Annotated in this window: 14 protein-coding genes; 3 read left to right on the top strand and 11 right to left on the bottom strand. The window is 68.7% G+C overall.

Annotation, left to right across the window (positions count from 1 at the left end; genetic code table 11):
* Window positions 1-20: 20 nt before the first annotated feature.
* On the top strand, window positions 21-572 hold the full coding sequence (locus K1T34_RS02815; protein WP_220242734.1) for a DUF302 domain-containing protein: 552 nt from the start codon (window positions 21-23) through the stop codon (window positions 570-572).
* 656 nt (window positions 573-1,228) lie between these two features.
* Here K1T34_RS02815 and K1T34_RS02810 read toward each other — a convergent pair.
* The 8 genes from K1T34_RS02810 to K1T34_RS02775 form a co-directional block, all read right to left on the bottom strand.
* On the bottom strand, window positions 1,229-1,369 hold the full coding sequence (locus K1T34_RS02810; protein WP_220242733.1) for a hypothetical protein: 141 nt from the start codon (window positions 1,367-1,369) through the stop codon (window positions 1,229-1,231).
* Between the two features lie 93 nt (window positions 1,370-1,462).
* A complete protein-coding gene (gene gtfA, locus K1T34_RS02805) occupies window positions 1,463-2,929 on the bottom strand; it encodes a sucrose phosphorylase (protein ID WP_220242732.1) in 1,467 nt (488 codons plus the stop codon).
* A complete protein-coding gene (locus tag K1T34_RS02800) occupies window positions 2,929-4,104 on the bottom strand; it encodes a serine hydrolase (protein ID WP_220242731.1) in 1,176 nt (391 codons plus the stop codon). Before K1T34_RS02800 ends, gtfA begins: the two co-directional genes overlap by 1 nt.
* Window positions 4,097-5,116, bottom strand: a complete 1,020-nt coding sequence (locus K1T34_RS02795) for an aldo/keto reductase (RefSeq protein WP_220242730.1) — start codon at window positions 5,114-5,116, stop codon at window positions 4,097-4,099. The genes K1T34_RS02800 and K1T34_RS02795 overlap by 8 nt, the downstream gene beginning before the upstream one ends.
* A 19-nt stretch (window positions 5,117-5,135) precedes the next feature.
* The gene (locus tag K1T34_RS02790) at window positions 5,136-6,134 is read right to left on the bottom strand and encodes an NAD-dependent epimerase/dehydratase family protein (RefSeq protein ID WP_220242729.1); all 999 of its coding nucleotides are present in this window, start codon (window positions 6,132-6,134) and stop codon (window positions 5,136-5,138) included.
* Window positions 6,131-7,012 carry a carbohydrate ABC transporter permease gene (locus K1T34_RS02785; RefSeq protein WP_220242728.1) on the bottom strand — a complete coding sequence of 294 codons (882 nt, stop codon included), beginning with the start codon at window positions 7,010-7,012 and terminating at the stop codon, window positions 6,131-6,133. The genes K1T34_RS02790 and K1T34_RS02785 overlap by 4 nt, the downstream gene beginning before the upstream one ends.
* A complete protein-coding gene (locus tag K1T34_RS02780) occupies window positions 7,009-7,968 on the bottom strand; it encodes a carbohydrate ABC transporter permease (protein WP_220242727.1) in 960 nt (319 codons plus the stop codon). The genes K1T34_RS02785 and K1T34_RS02780 overlap by 4 nt, the downstream gene beginning before the upstream one ends.
* 33 nt (window positions 7,969-8,001) lie before the next feature.
* Window positions 8,002-9,258: an ABC transporter substrate-binding protein gene (locus tag K1T34_RS02775; RefSeq protein WP_220242726.1), complete on the bottom strand. Its 1,257-nt coding sequence runs from the start codon at window positions 9,256-9,258 to the stop codon at window positions 8,002-8,004.
* A 228-nt stretch (window positions 9,259-9,486) separates the two neighbouring features.
* Between K1T34_RS02775 and K1T34_RS02770 the strand changes: the two genes are divergently transcribed.
* Entirely contained in the window at window positions 9,487-10,587 is a 1,101-nt protein-coding gene (locus K1T34_RS02770; protein ID WP_220242725.1) for a LacI family DNA-binding transcriptional regulator, read from the top strand.
* A gap of 300 nt (window positions 10,588-10,887) precedes the next feature.
* Here the strand turns inward: K1T34_RS02770 and K1T34_RS02765 are convergent, their stop codons facing one another.
* Window positions 10,888-12,501, bottom strand: coding sequence for a tannase/feruloyl esterase family alpha/beta hydrolase (locus tag K1T34_RS02765; RefSeq protein ID WP_220246963.1), 1,614 nt, complete (start codon window positions 12,499-12,501; stop codon window positions 10,888-10,890).
* A 51-nt stretch (window positions 12,502-12,552) separates the two neighbouring features.
* Window positions 12,553-13,941 carry an MFS transporter gene (locus K1T34_RS02760; RefSeq protein ID WP_220242724.1) on the bottom strand — a complete coding sequence of 463 codons (1,389 nt, stop codon included), beginning with the start codon at window positions 13,939-13,941 and terminating at the stop codon, window positions 12,553-12,555.
* A gap of 103 nt (window positions 13,942-14,044) precedes the next feature.
* On the opposite strand from K1T34_RS02760, the gene K1T34_RS02755 reads away from it, so the two are divergent.
* Entirely contained in the window at window positions 14,045-15,868 is a 1,824-nt protein-coding gene (locus K1T34_RS02755; RefSeq protein ID WP_255638268.1) for a GAF domain-containing protein, read from the top strand.
* Window positions 15,869-15,877: 9 nt separating this feature from the next.
* On the opposite strand, the gene K1T34_RS02750 is transcribed toward K1T34_RS02755, so the two are convergent.
* Window positions 15,878-17,539 carry a long-chain fatty acid--CoA ligase gene (locus K1T34_RS02750; RefSeq protein ID WP_255638267.1) on the bottom strand — a complete coding sequence of 554 codons (1,662 nt, stop codon included), beginning with the start codon at window positions 17,537-17,539 and terminating at the stop codon, window positions 15,878-15,880.
* Between the last annotated feature and the right edge of the window lie 264 nt (window positions 17,540-17,803).

Below are 17,803 nucleotides of genomic sequence, written 5' to 3'. Positions count from 1 at the left end.
CATCGAAGGACGGCAACGCCATGCCCGCCAGTGATTCCCCTTCCATCCAGACTTTCGCACACGAGGTGCTCCGCCTGACCATCCCCGTCACGACAACCTTTTCGGAATTCCGAGAAGATTACGAACGCGCGGTGCCGGTGCTCGACGCTGCTCGAATCGAGCAGTTCAAGAGGGAACGGGCCAGCTGGGACGTCGTCCGGGAGGCTGCCGAGGAAAACGCCCCGCACAGCTTCATTCGATACTGGGGCACCGATGTCGGCTCTCTGATGGAACTGGCCGCCGAATCGCGTCCGTGCGCGGAATACCTGATGGGCAACCACGTCTACGCCCAGCGCATGTTCCGGCACGACCCCTCGGTGATGCTCTATGCGCCATTGCGCACCGCGATCTACGTGGACCACGACGACCGCACCTGGTTCACGATCGATCAGCCCAGCACCCGATTCGACAGCTTTCACGATCCGCGCATCGCCCAGGTCGGGCGAGAACTCGACGCCGAGCTGGCCGCCCTCCTCGAGCACCTCGGCCTCCCGGTGCCGGCCGAATTGATCGCTGACGCCGACAACAACTGACGATCAGCGCGCAATCCGGAACGACCCTGCGCGGGAGCGCCCCGGGTTTCGGCGATTTCGCCGGTCTCGCGGGCCGAAGTCGTACCGTGCGCGCACGGCTTCGTGCTGTGCGCGCACAGGGCGGGGGCTACGCGACGATCAGGAAAGCCGTTGTGGCGGGCAGGGTTACCGCCGATCTGGCTACACGATCTGCGCCCCACCGCCGCGAGCGTGGCGCTCGCGGCGGGGGCAGACATGAAGGTCGTGCAGAAATTCTGAGGCATTCGTCGATCATCGTGACCGTTGACACCTACACGACCGTGCTACCCGAAGCCGCACTCGCCGCGGCTGAAGCCACCGCCAAGATCATCCCGACGGCAACGCGACAGCTCGGGCACAGCTCGGGCGCGCCACCGACCACCGTGGACGGTGAACAAGCGGAAGAATCTATTCCAAGCGCTGGAGTAGCGCTGGCTGCGGTCCCCGGCGGTGTTGTATCCGGGGGAGCGGGCGAAGCTGGTGTCGCGGGTACCGCATTTACGGTCTCGACGGGCGATCGGGCCCGGGTCTGGGGCCATCGCCGGATCATCGCCATCTGACGACTGAAGCCCCGTCCCTCCGCCCCAGCGGGGAGCAACCCGAGCCTGCAAACCTGCGCAACTGCGTGTTCTACCTGGTCAAAGCGTGTCGCACTCGCCGAGGAACCGCCAGGTTGTCCGGATGCGAACGTATTCGTAGCCGGTAACCGGTGCGTCCGTATTCGAGGCTGTCGCGTCCTCGTGCTCGCCGTCCACCGACATGATCGACGGGATCTTCACGGTCGCGCGCCGCTGGACAGGAGCCGGCAGGGAGGGCTCCCTTCGGCACCGGCCGGTGGTCGAAGCGCCGGGCCTGGGACGTTGCGAAGCGGTTCAGAAGTTCAGCGGTGCCGGGGCACCTCCTCGCGTGCTCGCGGTCACCGTGTGGGCCGCGGTCGCGACGTCGGCGCGCAGCGTCGCTTCGTGCTCGCCGTGCCGCCACGACAGTTCCACTTCCGTGCCGTCGACCTGGTGGTGGAAGGTTCCGTCGAACGCAGGGTGGTCGGTGCGGAAGCGCAGCGCGGCCAGGAGGGAGCGCACCACCGGCCGGCGCAGGTCCGCCGCGACCTCGGCGGGCGTGTAGTGGTGGCGGTTGACGTCCCGGCCGACGCCGGTACGGCTCAGCAGCGCGAGGTCGTTGCGTCCGGCGAGCAGTCCGACGTAGTAGATCTGTGGTGTGCCGGGGACGAACAGCTGGATCAGGCGCGCGAGCAGGTACCGGGTGTCGTCGGCGCCGAGCGCGTCGTAGAAGGTGCAGTTGACCTGGTACAGGTCGAGGTTCGAGGCGGCGGTCCCGGTCGCGAGCCTGCTGGTTCCGCCGCTGGCGGAGTGCACCGACTCCACGAGTTCGTCGATCTGGTCGCCGGTGAGCAGTCCGTCCGCACCAGGCACCAGGGCGTTCGGCCCGACATCGATGATGCCGATCCCGTCGTGGGTGTCGAGCACGGTGACGGCGTTGTGCGGCCGCACGGACAACCAGTTGTGGAAGGGGAGCGGGTCCCGTGCGTGCAGAGCGTGCAGTACGAGTGGCGGCAAGGCGAAGTCGTAGACGTAGTCGGCGATCCCGGCGATCTCGATCTGCTGGCTGTAGTGACCATGCACCTCAACGAGGATCTCGGCGCCCCGTTCGTGCGCGTAGGCCCCGATGCGTTTGATGAACGCCAGGCACGCGGCCGTCAGGAAGCAGTCGGTGCCGGCTTCCTTCGCCGCGTAGCCGACCGCGTCCAGCCGCAGCAGCCGGACACCGGCGTCGGTGAGCCGGTCGACGACCGCGGTGAGGTACTCCCACGCGACCGGATCGCTGATGTCCAGGTCGACCTGCCGTTCGGTGAACGTGGTCCACATCAACCGCCGTTGCTCACCCAGGCGCATGGACGTGAACGGCAGCCCCGGACGCGGCCGGTAGATCCGCAGGAGATCGTCCTCGGTGGCCCCTTCGGGGAACACTGCGCCCATCGTCAGGAACATGCCGGCGTAGGGCGATTCGGCTCCGCGCGCCACGACGTCCCGGAACTGCGGAGATCGGCTCGACACGTGGTTGACGATCACGTCGGCCATGACCGCGTGCTCGCGGGACAGGTCCCTCAGGTCGTCCCAGGTGCCCAGACGAGCGTCGATTTCGGTGTGGTCCTCCGGGTCGAAACCCGCGTCCGCGCCGTCGAACGGATGGAAGAACGGCAGGACGTGCACACCGCCGAACATCCCGGCGAGACGGCCGTCGAGCAGGGCCCGCAGTCCGGGAAGCGTCCCGGCGAGACGGTCGGCGTAGGTGATGAGCTGGGGGGAGTTCGTGTTCGTCATCAGTCCAAGGAGTCCATGAGAGCGCCCAGCAGGGGTGTCCAGCGGGGGTCGGGTCCGGTCAGGCCGTCCCAGAGAAAGGTGTCGCACGTGAACGCGAACGCGATGCCGCTTTCGGGATGGGCGAAGCTCAGCCGCCCGCCCGCGCCGGTGTGGCCGAACGAGCCGGGTCCGAGCATCGCGTCGATTCCTGTTCTCGGCAGCTGGAACCCGAGGCCGAACCGGGGTGGCTCGGTGGTCAGCACAGCCAGTTCCGGTGGCGTCGCCACGGCGTCGGTCCGCGGTGTGCGCGCGGACTCGACCGTCTGCGCCGACAGCAGCCGCACTTCGTCGACCTCGCCGATGCACGCGGCGTAGATCCGGGCGAGCGCGCGGGCGTTGCCGACGCCGTTGGCCGCCGGGATCTCGGCGGCGTGGAATGCGCGGGTGCGCCACACCGGATCGCCGGGTCCCGGATCGTACTGCGGCGAGCGGAGCATCGCGCGGGCGAGGGGCGTCGTCGGTTCCAGGCCGTGATCGCGGTACACGCTCGCGAGGTCGATGCCGCCGGCAGGAGCGACGTCTGGGCGCAGCCGGTGCTCGTGCTGCTCCGGCAGCCCGATCCAGAAGTCCGCGGCCAGCGGCCCGGTCACGTTCTCGGCCAGGAACCGGCCCACTGTCAGCCCGCTGACGCGGCGGATCACCTCGCCTACGAGGAACCCGAACGTGAGCGCGTGGTAGCCGCACCGCGTCCCCGGCGTCCACAAAGGACGCTGAGCCGCCAGGAGGGAAACGATCGCGTTCCAGTCGAGCAAGTCGGCGGCGCGGACCTCGGCGGCGGGGTCGAACAGCGCGAGGCCGGCCTGGTGCGTGAGCAGCCAGCGCACCGGGATCCCCGCCTTGCCGCCCACGGCGAACTCGGGCCAGTAGTCGGCGACGGGGGCATCCAGGTCGAGTAGTCCGCGTTCGGCCAGCACGAGTGCGCAAACCGCGGTGACGCCTTTGGTGCACGATGCCGTGCGGACGAGGGACTCCGCGGCGAAGTGCTCGCCGCCCCACAGGTCGACCACTTCACGGCCGTGTTCGTAGATGCTCAGCTGCATCCCGCCCGGATTGCCGGCGAGCACGCGGGTGAAGGCGGCGCGGACCGGCTCGAACTTCTCGTCTGCCCGCCCGCAGGTCTCCCTGCGGTCAGTCAAGGGATCGGCTTCGCTGCGCCAGGCCGGCCGGGCCGTAGGGGTACTGCGCGGCGCCCGGATCGCTGGCCTCGGACAAGATCGCCAGCTCGTCCTCGCTCAGCTCAAGCCCGGCTGCACCGAGGTTGTCCTCGAGTTGCTCCACCGTGCGGGCACCGAGCACAATCGACGTGACTCCCGGCTGGGCGCTCAGCCACGCGAGGGACACCTGGGACATCGTCGCCTCGCGTCCGTTCGCGACGGCTGCTACCGCGTCCAGCGTGCGCCAAGTCCGCTCCTGGGTGCTGCGCAGGTCGTACGCCTCCACCCCGCGGTTCGGGTCCTCGCCCAGCCGGGTGGCGCCGGATGGGCGCTGGTCACGCCGGTACTTGCCCGTCAGCCAGCCCCCGCCCAGCGGCGACCACGGCAGGACGCCGAGACCCGTGGCCAGGCAGGCGGGGACGATCTCCCATTCCACCTCGCGCACCAGCAGGCTGTACTGCGGTTGCATCGAGATCAGCGGGAACCGGTCCTGGGCGTGAGCGGCCGCCAGCGCGATTTGCCAGCCGGTGAAGTTCGACAGCCCGCCGTAGGAGATCTTGCCCGATCGGACCGCGTCCTCGAGGAAGCCGAGGCTTTCGTTCAGCGGGGTCAGCGGGTCCCACGCGTGCAGCTGGTAGAGGTCGATGTGCTCGCAGCCCAGCCGTCGCAGCGAAGCGTCGAGCGCCCGGGACAAGTGCCGCCGGGAAAGGCCGGCGTCGCGGGGCTCGACACCCACAGGGAAGCGGCCCTTGCCGGCGAGGAACACGTTCTCCCGCACCGCCGGAGATCGCTTGGCCAGCCAGTCGCCGATGATCCGCTCCGCCTCGCCGCCGCTGTAGACGTCCGCGGTTTCGACGAACGTCCCGCCCGCCTCGAAGTAGGTGTCCAGCTGTTGGTGCGCCACCTCCGACGGGGTCTCGGCACCGAACGTCATGGTGCCGAGCGAGCAGGTGGATACGACGGCACCGGAACGACCGAGCGTGGTGTACTTCATTTCTTCGTGACTCCGCAGTTCAGAGTGGCCGGGGACGATAGGCGTCGACGAGCCTGTCCATGAGCGCGTCCATGCGCTCGTCGACGACCTGGTGCTCGGGGTTGCTGTCGTACCAGTCGATGATTTCCCGCGCGCCGTGATCGAACGGGATGAAGCCGGCGAAATCGGGGACGAGGCGGCGGATCTTCGAGTTGTCGAAGACCATGGAGTTGGCTTTGTCGCCAAGCAGTGCCGAGCCCCACTCCTCGTCCACGGCCATGACCGCGTCGGACGGTACGTGCACGAGGTCCGGCGTCACACCCGCCGCTCGTGCCATCGCCGTGTAGATGTGGTTCCAGGTCGGCGACTCGTCCGAGGTGATGTGGAATGCCTCGCCGATCGCCTCGTGCCGGCCCAGCAGCCCGACGAACCCGCGTGCGAAATCCGCGTGGTGGGTGATCGTCCACAAGGACGTCCCGTCGCCGGGTACGACGACTCCCTTGCCGCGGCGCATCCGGTCGATGACGGTCCAGCCGCCGTCGAACGGCACCATGGTGGGGTCGTAGGTGTGTGAAGGGCGGACCACGGTCACCGGGAACCCGGTCTCCCGGTACTCCGCGGTCAGCAGTTCCTCGCATTCGATCTTTCGCCGGGAGTAGGCCCAGTACGGGTTGCGCAGCGGGGTGGACTCGGTGACGGGCAGCCGGGCCGGCGGCGTCTGGTAGGCCGACGCGGAACTGATGAAGACGTATTGGTTCGTGCGGCCCGAGAACAGCTTCACGTCGGCGGCCACGTGTTCCCGGGTGAAGGCCACCCAGTTCACGACCACGTCGAACTCGTGCTCCCGGAGCACCTCGCGCACCGTGTCGGGCCGGCGGATGTCGCCGAGGTGCACCACGGCACCCGGCGGGGCCGGCCGGGCCGACGTGGCGCTGCGCTTGAGCAGGTGCAGGTCGACACCGCGCTCCAGCGCGAGCCGGGCACAGGCGGAGCTGATGATCCCGGTGCCACCGATGAACAACACTTTCAACGCGGTCACTTGACTCCTCCTGCGGTCAGCCCGCTCACGATCCGGCGCTGGAAGATCAGCACCAGGACGATCAAGGGGACAGTGACGATCACGCCGGCGGCCATCTGCGTGCCGTAGGGCTGGTCGTACTGCGAGATCCCCGAAAACTGGGCGATGGCGACAGTCACCGGCTGGGAGGCCGGGGTCTGGGACATCGAGTTCGCGATCATGAACTCGTTCCACGCCGAGATGAACACGAGGATCGCGGTGGTGAACACACCGGGCACCGCGAGCGGCAAGATGACCAGCCGGAAGGCCGCCGCCTTCGTGCAGCCGTCGACGCGCGCGGCCTCCTCGAGCTCCCACGGCATCGCGCGGAAGAAGCTGGCCAGGATCCAGATCCCCAGCGGCAGGGAGAAACTGATGTCGGGGATGATCATCGATTGGTAGGTGTCGATCCACCCGAGGTCCGCGAACAGCTGGAACAAGGGCGTGAGGATGGCGACACCGGGGAACATCGAAGTGGCGAGGAACAGCCCGAGTACCAGGTTCTTGCCGCGGAAGTGCAGGCGCGCCAACGCATAAGCCGCGAACACCCCGAACACGAGCGCCAACGCCGTGACGGATCCGGCGATCACCACGCTGTTGCGCAGGGCCAGCAGGAACGTGTTCTGGCTGCCGAACACCGCCGTGTAGTTCAGGAAAGTGGGATGCGTCGGCACCAGAGAATTGTCGAAGACCTCCTTCGGATCCTTCAGGCTGGTCACGACCATCCAGTAGAACGGCAGGAGACAGAACAGCACGATGGTGACCAGCGCGGCGTAAAGCCACCGGCTGGCGGGACCGCGCCGCGTCGTTCCGCGGCGCCGGTCCGCGGTCCGCGGTGCCGGAACGGTCGCGGTGGTCATCGTTTTCCTCCTCGTCCGCCGCCGATCTGGGCTTCCACCGCGTTGACGCCCAGCAGCCGCACGAAGGCGTACGCAGTCACGAAGATCAGCAGGAAGGTCAGCGTCGACAGCGCCCCGCCGAACCCCGGCTTCAGCTCGTTCAGCGTCGCTTGCACGACGAGGATCGACAGGGTCGTCGTGTCGTTCGCGCCGTGCGTGAGGATCGCCGGCAGGTCGTACATGCGCAGGGTGTCGAGGAGGCGGAACAGGATCGCCACCAGCAGTGCCGGCCGCACGAGCGGCAGCGTGATCAGCCGGAAGCGCTGGAACGCGCCGGCCCCGTCGATTTTCGCGGCCTCGTAGACTTCGCCCGGGATGATCTGCAGGCCCGCGAGGATCAGCAGCGCGATGAACGGCGAGGTCTTCCACGTGTCGGCGATGACGATCGCGGCTTTCGACGGCCAGTCCGATCCGGTCCACACCACGTGCGAACCCGTGAGGGCGTTGATGATGCCGACCGGATCGAAACTCCACTTCCACAGCACCGCGGCCACCGCCGTGGGCACGGCCCAGGGCACGAGGACCACTCCGCGAAGCAGTCCCCGGCCCCGGAACGCCTGGTTCATCACCAGCGCCATGCCCAGCCCGATCGCCGTCTCCAGCACGATCGTGACGGCCGCGAAGAAGTACGTGACTCCGACCGAATCCCAGAACTTCCCGCTGTTCACCCCCCACAACGCGCTGAAGTAGTTGTCCAGCCCGATGAACCGGGGTGCGCTCGCGATCGGGTCGCTGAACAGCGAGCGCACCAGCGCGGCGATCACGGGGTACCCGATCACGACCGTCAGGACCAGGATCGCGGGTACGACGAGCCAGAAGGCGAACCGGCCGTCGTTTTCCTTCCTCCCGCTCGCCCGCTCCCGCCGCGTGGACGCGCGCGGGACAAACGCCCGGGAGTCACCGGTTCTGACGGACACGGCTCACCTTCCTGGATTGCTGGGTCATCACGGTCAAGCGGCGCTGATGGCCTGCTGCAGATCGGCGGCGAGCTGTTTGACGGCTCCGTCGACCGAGACCTTGCCTTGCAACGCCGCGTAGACGTTCTTCTGGATCGCCAGGCTGACGGCGTTGTAGTTCGGTGTCTTGAGCCTGGGCACCGCGGTGAGCTCGGCCTTTTGCAAGGTCGGCAGGTACGGTGAGGCCTTCGTCAGGTCGGGGTCGGTGTACAGCTTGGTCAGCACCGAGGCCTGGTTCATTACCTTCACCAGAACCCGCTGGCTGGACTCGGACTGCATCCAGGCCACGAAGTCCTTCGCCGTCTGCTTGTGCTTGGAGAAGGCTGAGACTCCCAGGTCGATGCCGCCCAGCGACGCGATCCCGGGGCCATTCGGACCGGGCAGCTGTGCCATGCCGAACTTGCCCTGCACGGCGGAGCCGGCCGCGCTCGCCGCGGTGTAGACGTACGGCCAGTTCGCGAGGAACATCGCTTTCCCGGTCACGAAGGCGTTGGCACTTTCCTGCTCCTGGTATGTGAGCGCGGCCGCCGGGATGTTTCCGCTGCGGAACATGTCGACCAGGTGCTGCAACCCCGCCCGCGCCTGCGGCGAGTCGACGGTGACCTTCGAGCCGTCGGGGCTCAGGAAAGAACCGCCCGCCGAGGTGATCGCTTCGGCCGCGTTCACGGTAAGGCCTTCGTACTGCGCGAACTGCCCCACGTAACACGCCATGTCGTGCGCCTTGGCGATGGCGCAATCCGCCTGGAGCTCGGCCCAGGTCGTCGGGGGCTTCGGCACGAGGTCGGAGCGGTAGTAGAGCAGGGCGCTGTTGGTCATGAACGGGGCGCCGTACATCTTGCCCTGGTAAGTGGCGGTGTCCACGGCGGCTGGCAGCACGTCGGGACCACCCACCTGCGCCTTGTCGAGCGGTTCGAGCCAGCCGTGGGCGGCGAACTCGGACGTCCACACGACGTCGTCCCACATCACGTCGTACTTGCCGCTGCGGGCCTGCAGGTCCTGCACGAACGAGTTGCGCTGGTCGTCGGGGGAGGCCGACAGCTCGATGAACGTGACCTTCTGGTCGGGGTGCAGCTTGTTCCACTCCGCGAGCAGCTGTGGCATCGCGCCGGTGAGGTCCTTGCCCGAGGCGAAGGTGATGGGGCCCGTGCCGTTGCCGGTGGTGCCGCCTCCCGTGCCGCAGGCGGTGAGCGTCGTGGCCGCGGCCGCGACGGCGGCCAGGCCCATACCCAGCCGGGTCAGTCGTCTCCGCACTGTGTCTCTCCAATGAGTCAGTCGCGCTCGGAACGGCGTGCCGACGGCAGCGGGGACTGGGCCGGGTTCCGCCGTTTTCCGATGTTGGCGCACAGCATGAGGGAGGAGAAGCCCTGTGTCAAGGAAGCGCTTGCACAGGTTCGAGGCGCAGAATCTCGGACAAAGTCCCATGTCATGGCGTTATGTGTCGATTCAGATCCGAAAATCCACGAGATCTATGCCTAGCGCTTGCACAGACTGGGCGGGGCAGCCCATAATCTGGGGCAGCCGTGGGTGGGTAAGTTCGCGCGGGAAGATCCGGAGGGGGTAGCGGTGGCGAGGATCGAGGACGTGGCGAAGCGCGCCGGCGTCTCGATCTCGACGGCGTCCCGCGCGCTCAACGGTCACCCGCGCATCTCCCGGGACACCGCCCGCCGCGTCGCCGAGGCAGCGCAGTCGCTCGGCTACGTCGCGTCTTCCAGCGCGTATACCTTGGCTACCGGCCGGAATCGCAATGTCGGCGTTGTCCTGCCCTACATCGAACGGTGGTACTTCGGCACGGTGCTCGCCGGCATCGAATCCCGCCTCATGCGCGCAGGCTACGACCTGTCGCTCTACGACTTCAACGGCTCGGCCGAGCAGCGGGCGTCGGTGTTCACGGATTTCCTGCTCCGCAAGCACGTTGACGCTCTCATCACGGTTGCGGTCCGGCTGGAGCCGCACGAGCTCGAAGTGCTGCACCGGCTCGACAAGCCGGTGCTGGCGGTCGGCGGACCTGTCCCGGGAGCCGCGACCTTGCGCATCGACGACTTCGGGGCCGCCAAGCTCGCGACACTGCACCTCATTTCGTTGGGACACCGGCGCATCGGGCTCATCGGCGGCGACACGGCGAGCGAAATGGACTTCCGCCAGCCCGAGACTCGCCACGGCGGTTACCTGGAAGCCATGGCGGAAAGCGGGCTCCCGGTGTCCGACACCTCGTTCTTCCCCGCCGACTTCACCATCGCGGGCGGCTACGCGGCCGCGAAAACCGCGCTGAGCGACCCGCGGCTGAGCGTCAGCGCTCTGTTCGCGGCGTCCGACGAAATGGCGATCGGTGCCATCCTGGCCGCGAAGGACCTCGGCATGAAGGTCCCGGAAGATGTGTCCATCGTGGGCATCGACGGCCACGACCTGTCGGAGTTTTTCGGCCTGACCACCGTCGCGCAGTCCCCTCGAGGCCAAGGTGCCCGCGCCGCCGAGCTGATCCTCGAAGTGCTGTCCGGCGACCAGCCGGCCAGCCCCACCGACACCCTCTGGCCGATCGAACTGGTCGTGCGGTCGACCACGACCCGGTACCACGCGCCCTGACCCGACCCCACTCGGCGACCGGCCGCCGCGGTGCACCGTCGCGGCGGCAGCCGGAGCCCGTGTCGGTTCGGGCCTACCGGTGATCGCGGCCCGCGCGAGCGACTGACCATTGTGCTCCCGTTCCGAGGCACCTGCCGTCGAGCACTGATGCATGACGGGCGGGCTGAAGGGCTTTCCTGCCACCACCTCTCTCACGATCAGGTCTGGGCGAGATCGAGCCGACGCCCGACGAGTTGATCGGCATCGAGTTCTTGCAGCCCGATGTGCACGAAAGGCGTGCCGTAGAGCCCGCCGGTGCCGTCAGCGCGTGCAGACGAAGCTGGACGCGTTGTCCGGATCACCGGCCTGATACTTGGGCCATTGTGGATAGGCACACAGTGGACGGGTGCGGTTGCCGTGGTTCGCGTCGGCGACGACCGGGTTCGCGGGAGACTGGCCGCTTCGGACCCATTGGTCGAGCGCGGACAGTGAGTCCCACGACGCGGCGAAGGCGGGTGTGCCCGAGTTCGCGTGGTTCGACCCCGGCACGACGTAATAGCGCATGAACGCGTCGGTCGGACGGGGGCCGAGCAGACTGCGCACGCGGGAGTAGTAGTCGCTGGTGGAGTAAGGGGAAACCAGTTCGTCCGCGGCGCCGTGGAGCAGGATCAGTTTGCCGCCGGCGCGGGCGAACGGGCGGAGGTCGGCATTGTTGCGGTCTTCGATGGTCGACAGGTGGCTGATTCGCCCGAGCCACTTGCCGGGGTTGCGGGGATCCAGGTCGAGCGGGTTGTAGCCGGGGTCCCGGGTCAGGAAGTACTTGACCCACTGAGCCCAGTACTGCATCCCGTAGCCGCTGGTCACCGGCATGGGATTCGCGGGCGCGGTGGTGCCGAACCCGAGGAACGGCGTCCTCATGTCCGCACCCGACAGGAACGGGAAACCGGGGTACTGGGTCTCGCCGCTGGCGACCGGGTACGGCCACCGGAACGGTGAGGACATGGCGGTCACGGCGTCGATCTGGGCGTCGGACAGGCACGCCGGCCCGGTGTCGGCGCCACCGGGGCACCGGAGCGAGTGCGGGTCGAAGTGGCAGCCGCTCGGGTTGGAGATGACGTTGTCCGCGACCCCGTCCAGGTCGTCGCAGGCGTGGACGACGCTGGTGTAGAGCAGCGTCTGCTTGGCGGGCTCGGGGAAAGCTCCCGGACGGGACAGGATCTGCGCCAGGTACCCGAGGTCCAGGACCTCACTGAGGTTGTTCCAGGCCGGGTACGCGGAGATCACGCCGTCGAACGCGTTCGGCCACCGCTGGGCGACGATGAGGGCCTCGCGGCCTCCGGTCGAACCGCCGGCGAAGTAGACCTCGGCCGGCGTTGCCCGATAGGCGTGCCGGATGAGGAACAGTCCGGCGTCGCGCGTCTTCTTGAGCGCGTCGCCGGCCGCGAAGTTGGTCAGGGCTTCGTCGTTGACGCCGAACGTCCCGTCCAGTGACGGAGGGGCGGCCGGGTCCTGCTGGTGGCCGGAGTCGCTCGCGAACGTCGCGTAGTGCCGGGCCAGCGGCACCGGCTGGTCGACCGGGCCGAACGGCACGTTCGCCGTCTGGTCGGGGACGGTGCCGTCGAAGCCGCCGCCACCGAACATGAGCGCCTTCCGATTCCAGCCCCGGGGCAGGTCGACGCTCATCTTGATGTCGGGCGCGGCCGGGTCGACGGGGAAGAGATCGGCGTCGACGTGGCAGTACTCGACGGTCTGTCCACTAAGGACACTCGTGGTCTCCGTAGCGGCCTCGACGCGTCCGCCGGTCGTCGGCAGGCTCATGACCGACGCGGGAATCCGGAGACCGGCCAGCCCGGCGCAGTCCGGTGTCGTCGAGGAAGCCTCCGCGGCGGCGGGCCCGGAGCCGAGGATTCCGGTGGTCCCCAGCACCAGAGCCATCGCCAGCGCGATCGCGCCCTTCACCGTTGTTGCACTCACGCCGTTCCCTTCTCAGCGGTAGAGGTGCGCGCCCGGAACGGCGTGCGGATCGTTGCGGACTTCGGCGGGGTTGGTCTCGGGCAGGAACCAGGCGCTGGCGAAGGTGATCAGCCCCATCAGCAAGATGTAGACGGCGACCAGGACGGTGCTCCCGGTCCCGGCGATGAGCGCGGTCATGAGGAACGGTGTGCCACCGCTGACGATGACCGCGGAGAGTTGATAGGCCAGGGACGCACCGGAGTACCGGACGCCCGGCGCGAACAGTTCGGCGAGGAAGCTGGCGATCGGGCCGTAGGTGAGGCACTGGAAGACGAAACCCACCACGACGGCGACGAAAATCGCGGCCAATGATGCGGTGCCCACGAGCCAGAAGTACGGGAAGGCCCAGACGGCGACACCGAGGCCGCCGATCAGGATCAGCGGCCGGCGACCCACTCGGTCGGAGAGGTGCCCGGACCACGGGATGACCACGAGCATCGCCACGGAGCCGGCCAGCACGACGGCGAGCAGGGGGTCACGCTTGACGCCCAGTGCGTCGGTCGCGTAGCTGAGCAGCCCGGAGATGCTGACGTAGAACAGGCTGTTGGTGGCCGAGAGGAGCCCGCAGCCGAGCAGGATGGTGCCCCACTTGCTCCGCACGACCTGGGCCAGCGGAGCCCGCAGCACCGTGTTGCTGGACTGGGCCGCCTTCTCCTGCAGCGCGCGGAACTCCGGGGTGTCCTCCACTTTGGACTGGATGTAGATGACGACCGAGAACATGACGACGCTGACCAGGAACGGGATGCGCCAGCCCCAGCTGAGGAAGGCGTCGTCGGGCATGAAGCCGCTGGCGGCCACGAAGATCACGTTGGAGATGATCACGGCGACGGGAACGCTGGTCTGCCCGAACGTGCCGGCGAAACCACGCCGCTTGGGACCCGCGGACTCGGTGAGCAGGAGGACTACCCCACCCCACTGCCCGCCTGTCGCGAGTCCTTGGACGAAGCGCAGGACGACCAGCAGCGTCGGAGCCAGTGCACCGACGGAGCCGGCGCTCGGCAGGCACCCGATCAGGAAGGTCGCTGCCCCCATCACCGCCAGGCAGGCGACGACGACCGGCTTGCGCCCGTACTTGTCGCCGAGGTGCCCGGCGAGCACCCCGCCGATCGGCCGCGCCAGGAATCCGGCCCAGAAAGTGCTGAACGCGAGCAGAGTTCCCGTCAGAGCCGAGGCGTTCGGGAAGAACACGTGGGGAAACACGAGCGCCGCGGCCGTGCCGTACAAGAAGAAGTCGTACCACTCGATCGAACTGCCGACGAGCCCGGCGACCAGGAGCTTGCGGAAGGCCCGCCGGCCGGCCGGGGAAAGGTCGGAGCCGACGTCACCGGACTGTCCGGTGGGATGGGCGATCGGATTGGTCATGGATCCCGCCTTCGTCGAGGACATCGGCACGTGATGGCGGTCATATTAAGGAGCCACTACTCTGCGGATGAGGTGTGCATCACCCACACCTCACGCCGATTCGGTGGGGCTTTCGCCCACCAGCGCGGAGGAGGACGGCATCGTGGCCGGTGGTCGGGCTGAGCAAGCGGAGTCGGTATCGCTGCTGCGCCGCCAACGTGAACTGGCGTCGTTGTACGCGACGGCCAAGTCGCTGACCGCACTGGGCGAACTCGACGAGGTCCTGCAGTCGATCGTCCACCACGCCCACGATCTGACGGGCACCGACTTCACCTACCTGTCGCTGGTCGGCGACGACGGCAAGCTCTCGGCCCGGGCCTCGGAAGGGACGATCTCCGCTGCTTTTCTCGCGGCGTGCATCCCGGCCGATGTGGGACTGGGCGGCAAGGTGCTGGCGTCCCGCAGGCCGTATTGGGTGCGCAACTACGCCTCCGCGACGGTGATCGACCACGACGCGAGCTTCGACCGTCTGGTCGGCACCGAGAAACTCGTCGCGCTTCTGGGCGTGCCGCTGGTCATCCGAGGGGAAGCCGTCGGCGCCCTGTTCGCCGCCGACCGTACCGAGCGGTCCTTCGAAGCCGACGAGATCGCGCTGCTGATCGCGTTCGCCGACCACGCCGCGGTGGCCCTGGACAACGCGAGGCTCTACGAGGCGAGCCGGACGGCCCTGCAGGACTTGCAGGTGGCGTACCGGAAGATCGAGGACCACATGGCGGTCATGGAACGGGCGCAAGCGACCCACGAAGTGCTGACCGGTGCGGTGCTGCAGGGCGGGACACCCGGCGATGTCGCGCAGCTCCTGGCCGACCAGCTCGGTGGCAGCGTCACCCTCCTGGACCGGACCGGCGCGGTCGTCGTGCACCGGGATTCAGTCGTGGACCCGAGCCCGCCCCCGGCGGAGGCGGACCTGGCCGAGGCCGTCCGGACCGCGCATCGTTCGGGGCGCTGCACGACGTCGGTCGAGAAGGCGGGTGTCGCCCGCAGTGTGGCGGCGATCCGGGCGGGCGACAGCCATCTCGGCGCCTTGGCGTGGAGCCGGAAAGCCGGCGACGTGGCCGATCTCGACCTGCGGACCCTGGAGCGAGCCACGCACGTCATGGGACTGCTCATCCTGAAGGAGCGTGCGGTCGCCGACGCGAGTGAGCGGTTGAGCGGAGAGCTGCTGACCGAGCTCATGGTGGGCAGCCCGGGGATCGACGCGGCCCAGCGCGTCCGGGCCCGTGCCCGCGGCATCGATCCCGACCGCCTGGTTCTCGTCCTCGTCGCGGAGTCCGCGACGTCGTCCTCGACCGAACTCTCGCGCCACCTGCACGACATCGCGCGAGACCATTGTGGACTGGCCGGCGAACACCTCGGCCGGGCCACGATGATCCTGCCCAGCGCCGACGACGAGCAGACCGTCGAGGAGGTCCAGCGCCGGCTGCGCCGCGCGGTGGGTGGCCCGGTCGTGGTCGTCGCCGAACGGGCGACCAACCACGACTGGTCACGCGCCTTCTCCCTCGCCGGCCGCTGCGGCGCGGTCATGCGCGCGCTCGGGCACACCGATGTGGGCGCCACCACGGGCCGATACGCCCTCTACGCGATGGTCTTCGACCCCGAACGGGTCCGGGAACTCGACCGGTTCATCGCCGGCTCGATCGGCCCGCTGCTCGACTACGACCAGCGCCGCGGCACCGATCTCGTCGGCACGCTCACCGCCTACTTCGTCCATCGCGCCAACGTCGCGGCAACCGCCCGGGCGTTGCACGTGCACGTCAACACGCTGCTCAAACGGCTCGACCGCGCCGGCAGCGTGCTCGGCCAGAACTGGCGGGACAACGACGACCTGGAACTGCAGCTCGGACTGCGGCTGCACGGGCTGCGCGCGATCGCGATCACCTCGTCGTGACGGACTGGTTCAGGCCGGGCGCAGCGATTCCCGCAGCGCGGTCTTGGACAGTTTCCCCGTGCCTGTCTTGGGCAGCGTGGTCATGAAGACGAACTCGTCGGGCAGCCACCACTTCGCGACCCTCGGCGTGAGGTGCCGGGTGAGGTCCTCGGCGGTGGCGGCGCTGCCCTCGCGCACGACGACGTAGGCCACGGGGCGCTCCATCCAGCGCGGGTCCGGGCGGGCGATCACGGCGACTTCGACGACGTCGGGGTGCGCGGAGAGGGCGGCCTCGAGCTCGACCGAGGAAATCCACTCGCCACCGGACTTGATGAGGTCCTTCATCCGGTCCACGAGCCGCAGGTACCCGTGCGCGTTGATGGTGGCCAGGTCGCCCGTGCGCAGCCAGCCGTCGCCGGTGAAGCTCTCGCCGCCGTCCGTCCGGAAGTAGCCGCCGGCCACCCACGGGCCGGCGACCTGCAGCTCGCCGACAGCGCGGCCGTCGCGCGGCAGCTCCCGGCCGGTCTCGACGTCGGCGATCCGCACGTTCACCAGCGGCAGCGGCTGCCCCTGAGCGGCCCGCACGGCCACCTGCTCCGCTTCGGTCGCGTCCCGGTGCTGGGTGCGGGTGCCACCGATGGCCCCGACCGGACTGATCTCGGTCATCCCCCAGGAGTGCGTGACGGGCACCCCGAGCGCGGCGCGGTAGGCCTCGGACAACGCCGGGGGCACCGCCGAACCGCCGCCGAGCAGGAACCGCGTGGCGCTCAGGTCGTGCCGGCGCAGCCGAGGAAGCAGGCTCGTCCACACCGTCGGAACGGCGCCGGCCACGGTGACCCGCTCGGTTTCCATCAACCCCAGCAGGTGAGCCGGCTCCGCGGACGCACCGGGCAGCACCAGGGACGCGCCCGCCATCATCGCGCCGTACGGCAGGCCCCACGCGTTGGCGTGGAACATGGGCACGATCGGCATCACGACGTCGCTCTCGCGCAGGCCGATGAGCCCGGCCGCGAGCGTCCCCAGGCAGTGCAGGATCGTCGAGCGGTGGCTGTAGAGCACACCCTTGGGCGGTCCGGTGGTGCCGGAGGTGTAGCACAGCCCCGAGGCCAGGTTCTCCTCCGCGAGCTCGAAGGTCTCCTCGAACGAGCCCTGGAACGGCTCGGCACCGGCGATCAGCTCGTCGTAGTCCAGGATCCGGGGGTCCGCCGGGATCGGGTCGTCGGTGCCGTCGGCCAGCACCACCCAGTACCGCACCCGCGGCAGCTTCCCGGCGCTGGGCCAGATCCTCGCCAGCAGCCCACGGTCGACGAACACCACGTCGTCCTCGGCGTGGCCGGCGATGTACTCCAGGTGCTCGGCCGAGAGCCGGATGTTGATGGAGTGCAGCACCCGCTTGGTCGCCGGTACCGCCAGGTAGAGCTCCAGGTGACGGCGGCTGTTGCTCGCGAACGTGGCGACGCGGGCACCGGCCGGGACGCCGAGTGAGTCCAGCGCGGTGGCCAGCCGCCGGGCGTGGCCTGCCACTTCGGCGTAGGTGAGCCGCTCGCCACCGGCCGTCGTCACGTGCTTGTGCGCATACAGCCGCTCGGCGCGCTCCAGGATGTGCGCGATGGTCAGCGGCCGAGGCTGCATCAGCCCTTCCACGGCGCCGGTCGCCTCGGCAGGAGGGGAGACGCGGGACTGCTCAGGCATCGGTTTTCTCTTTCGGCCGGCGAGTTCGCCCCAGGAGACGGGCGGCATCCGCTTACCGCCGCAAGAGACTCTAAGCGCGGCCCAGCTTCGACCAAGAGGTAGGAACCATCCACTCGCCCGCCGGTTTCGGCGGAGATTCCCCACACTCCGCTCGGTCCCGGCCGAGGCCGGAGGAGGGCTGCGAGCGGTGTTGCTCACCGAGGCCGCGCCATTTCCCGACGGCTGATCTCAGTGAGATTCGCGCTCGGGCTGGACTAAACCGAC

This window comes from Amycolatopsis sp. DSM 110486 (assembly GCF_019468465.1).
GTDB lineage: Bacteria > Actinomycetota > Actinomycetes > Mycobacteriales > Pseudonocardiaceae > Amycolatopsis.
This window is presented reverse-complemented; position numbering and strand designations above follow the sequence as displayed.

What these genes read in the sequence shown, in the direction of transcription:
- K1T34_RS02750 (WP_255638267.1), bottom strand. Translation starts at nt 17,539, where the DNA reads ATGCCTGAGCAGTCCCGCGTCTCCCCTCCTGCCGAGGCGACCGGCGCC.
- K1T34_RS02760 (WP_220242724.1), bottom strand. Translation starts at nt 13,941, where the DNA reads ATGACCAATCCGATCGCCCATCCCACCGGACAGTCCGGTGACGTCGGC.
- K1T34_RS02795 (WP_220242730.1), bottom strand. Translation starts at nt 5,116, where the DNA reads ATGAAGTACACCACGCTCGGTCGTTCCGGTGCCGTCGTATCCACCTGC.
- K1T34_RS02765 (WP_220246963.1), bottom strand. Translation starts at nt 12,501, where the DNA reads ATGGCTCTGGTGCTGGGGACCACCGGAATCCTCGGCTCCGGGCCCGCC.
- K1T34_RS02815 (WP_220242734.1), top strand. Translation starts at nt 21, where the DNA reads ATGCCCGCCAGTGATTCCCCTTCCATCCAGACTTTCGCACACGAGGTG.
- gtfA (WP_220242732.1), bottom strand. Translation starts at nt 2,929, where the DNA reads ATGACGAACACGAACTCCCCCCAGCTCATCACCTACGCCGACCGTCTC.
- K1T34_RS02785 (WP_220242728.1), bottom strand. Translation starts at nt 7,012, where the DNA reads ATGACCACCGCGACCGTTCCGGCACCGCGGACCGCGGACCGGCGCCGC.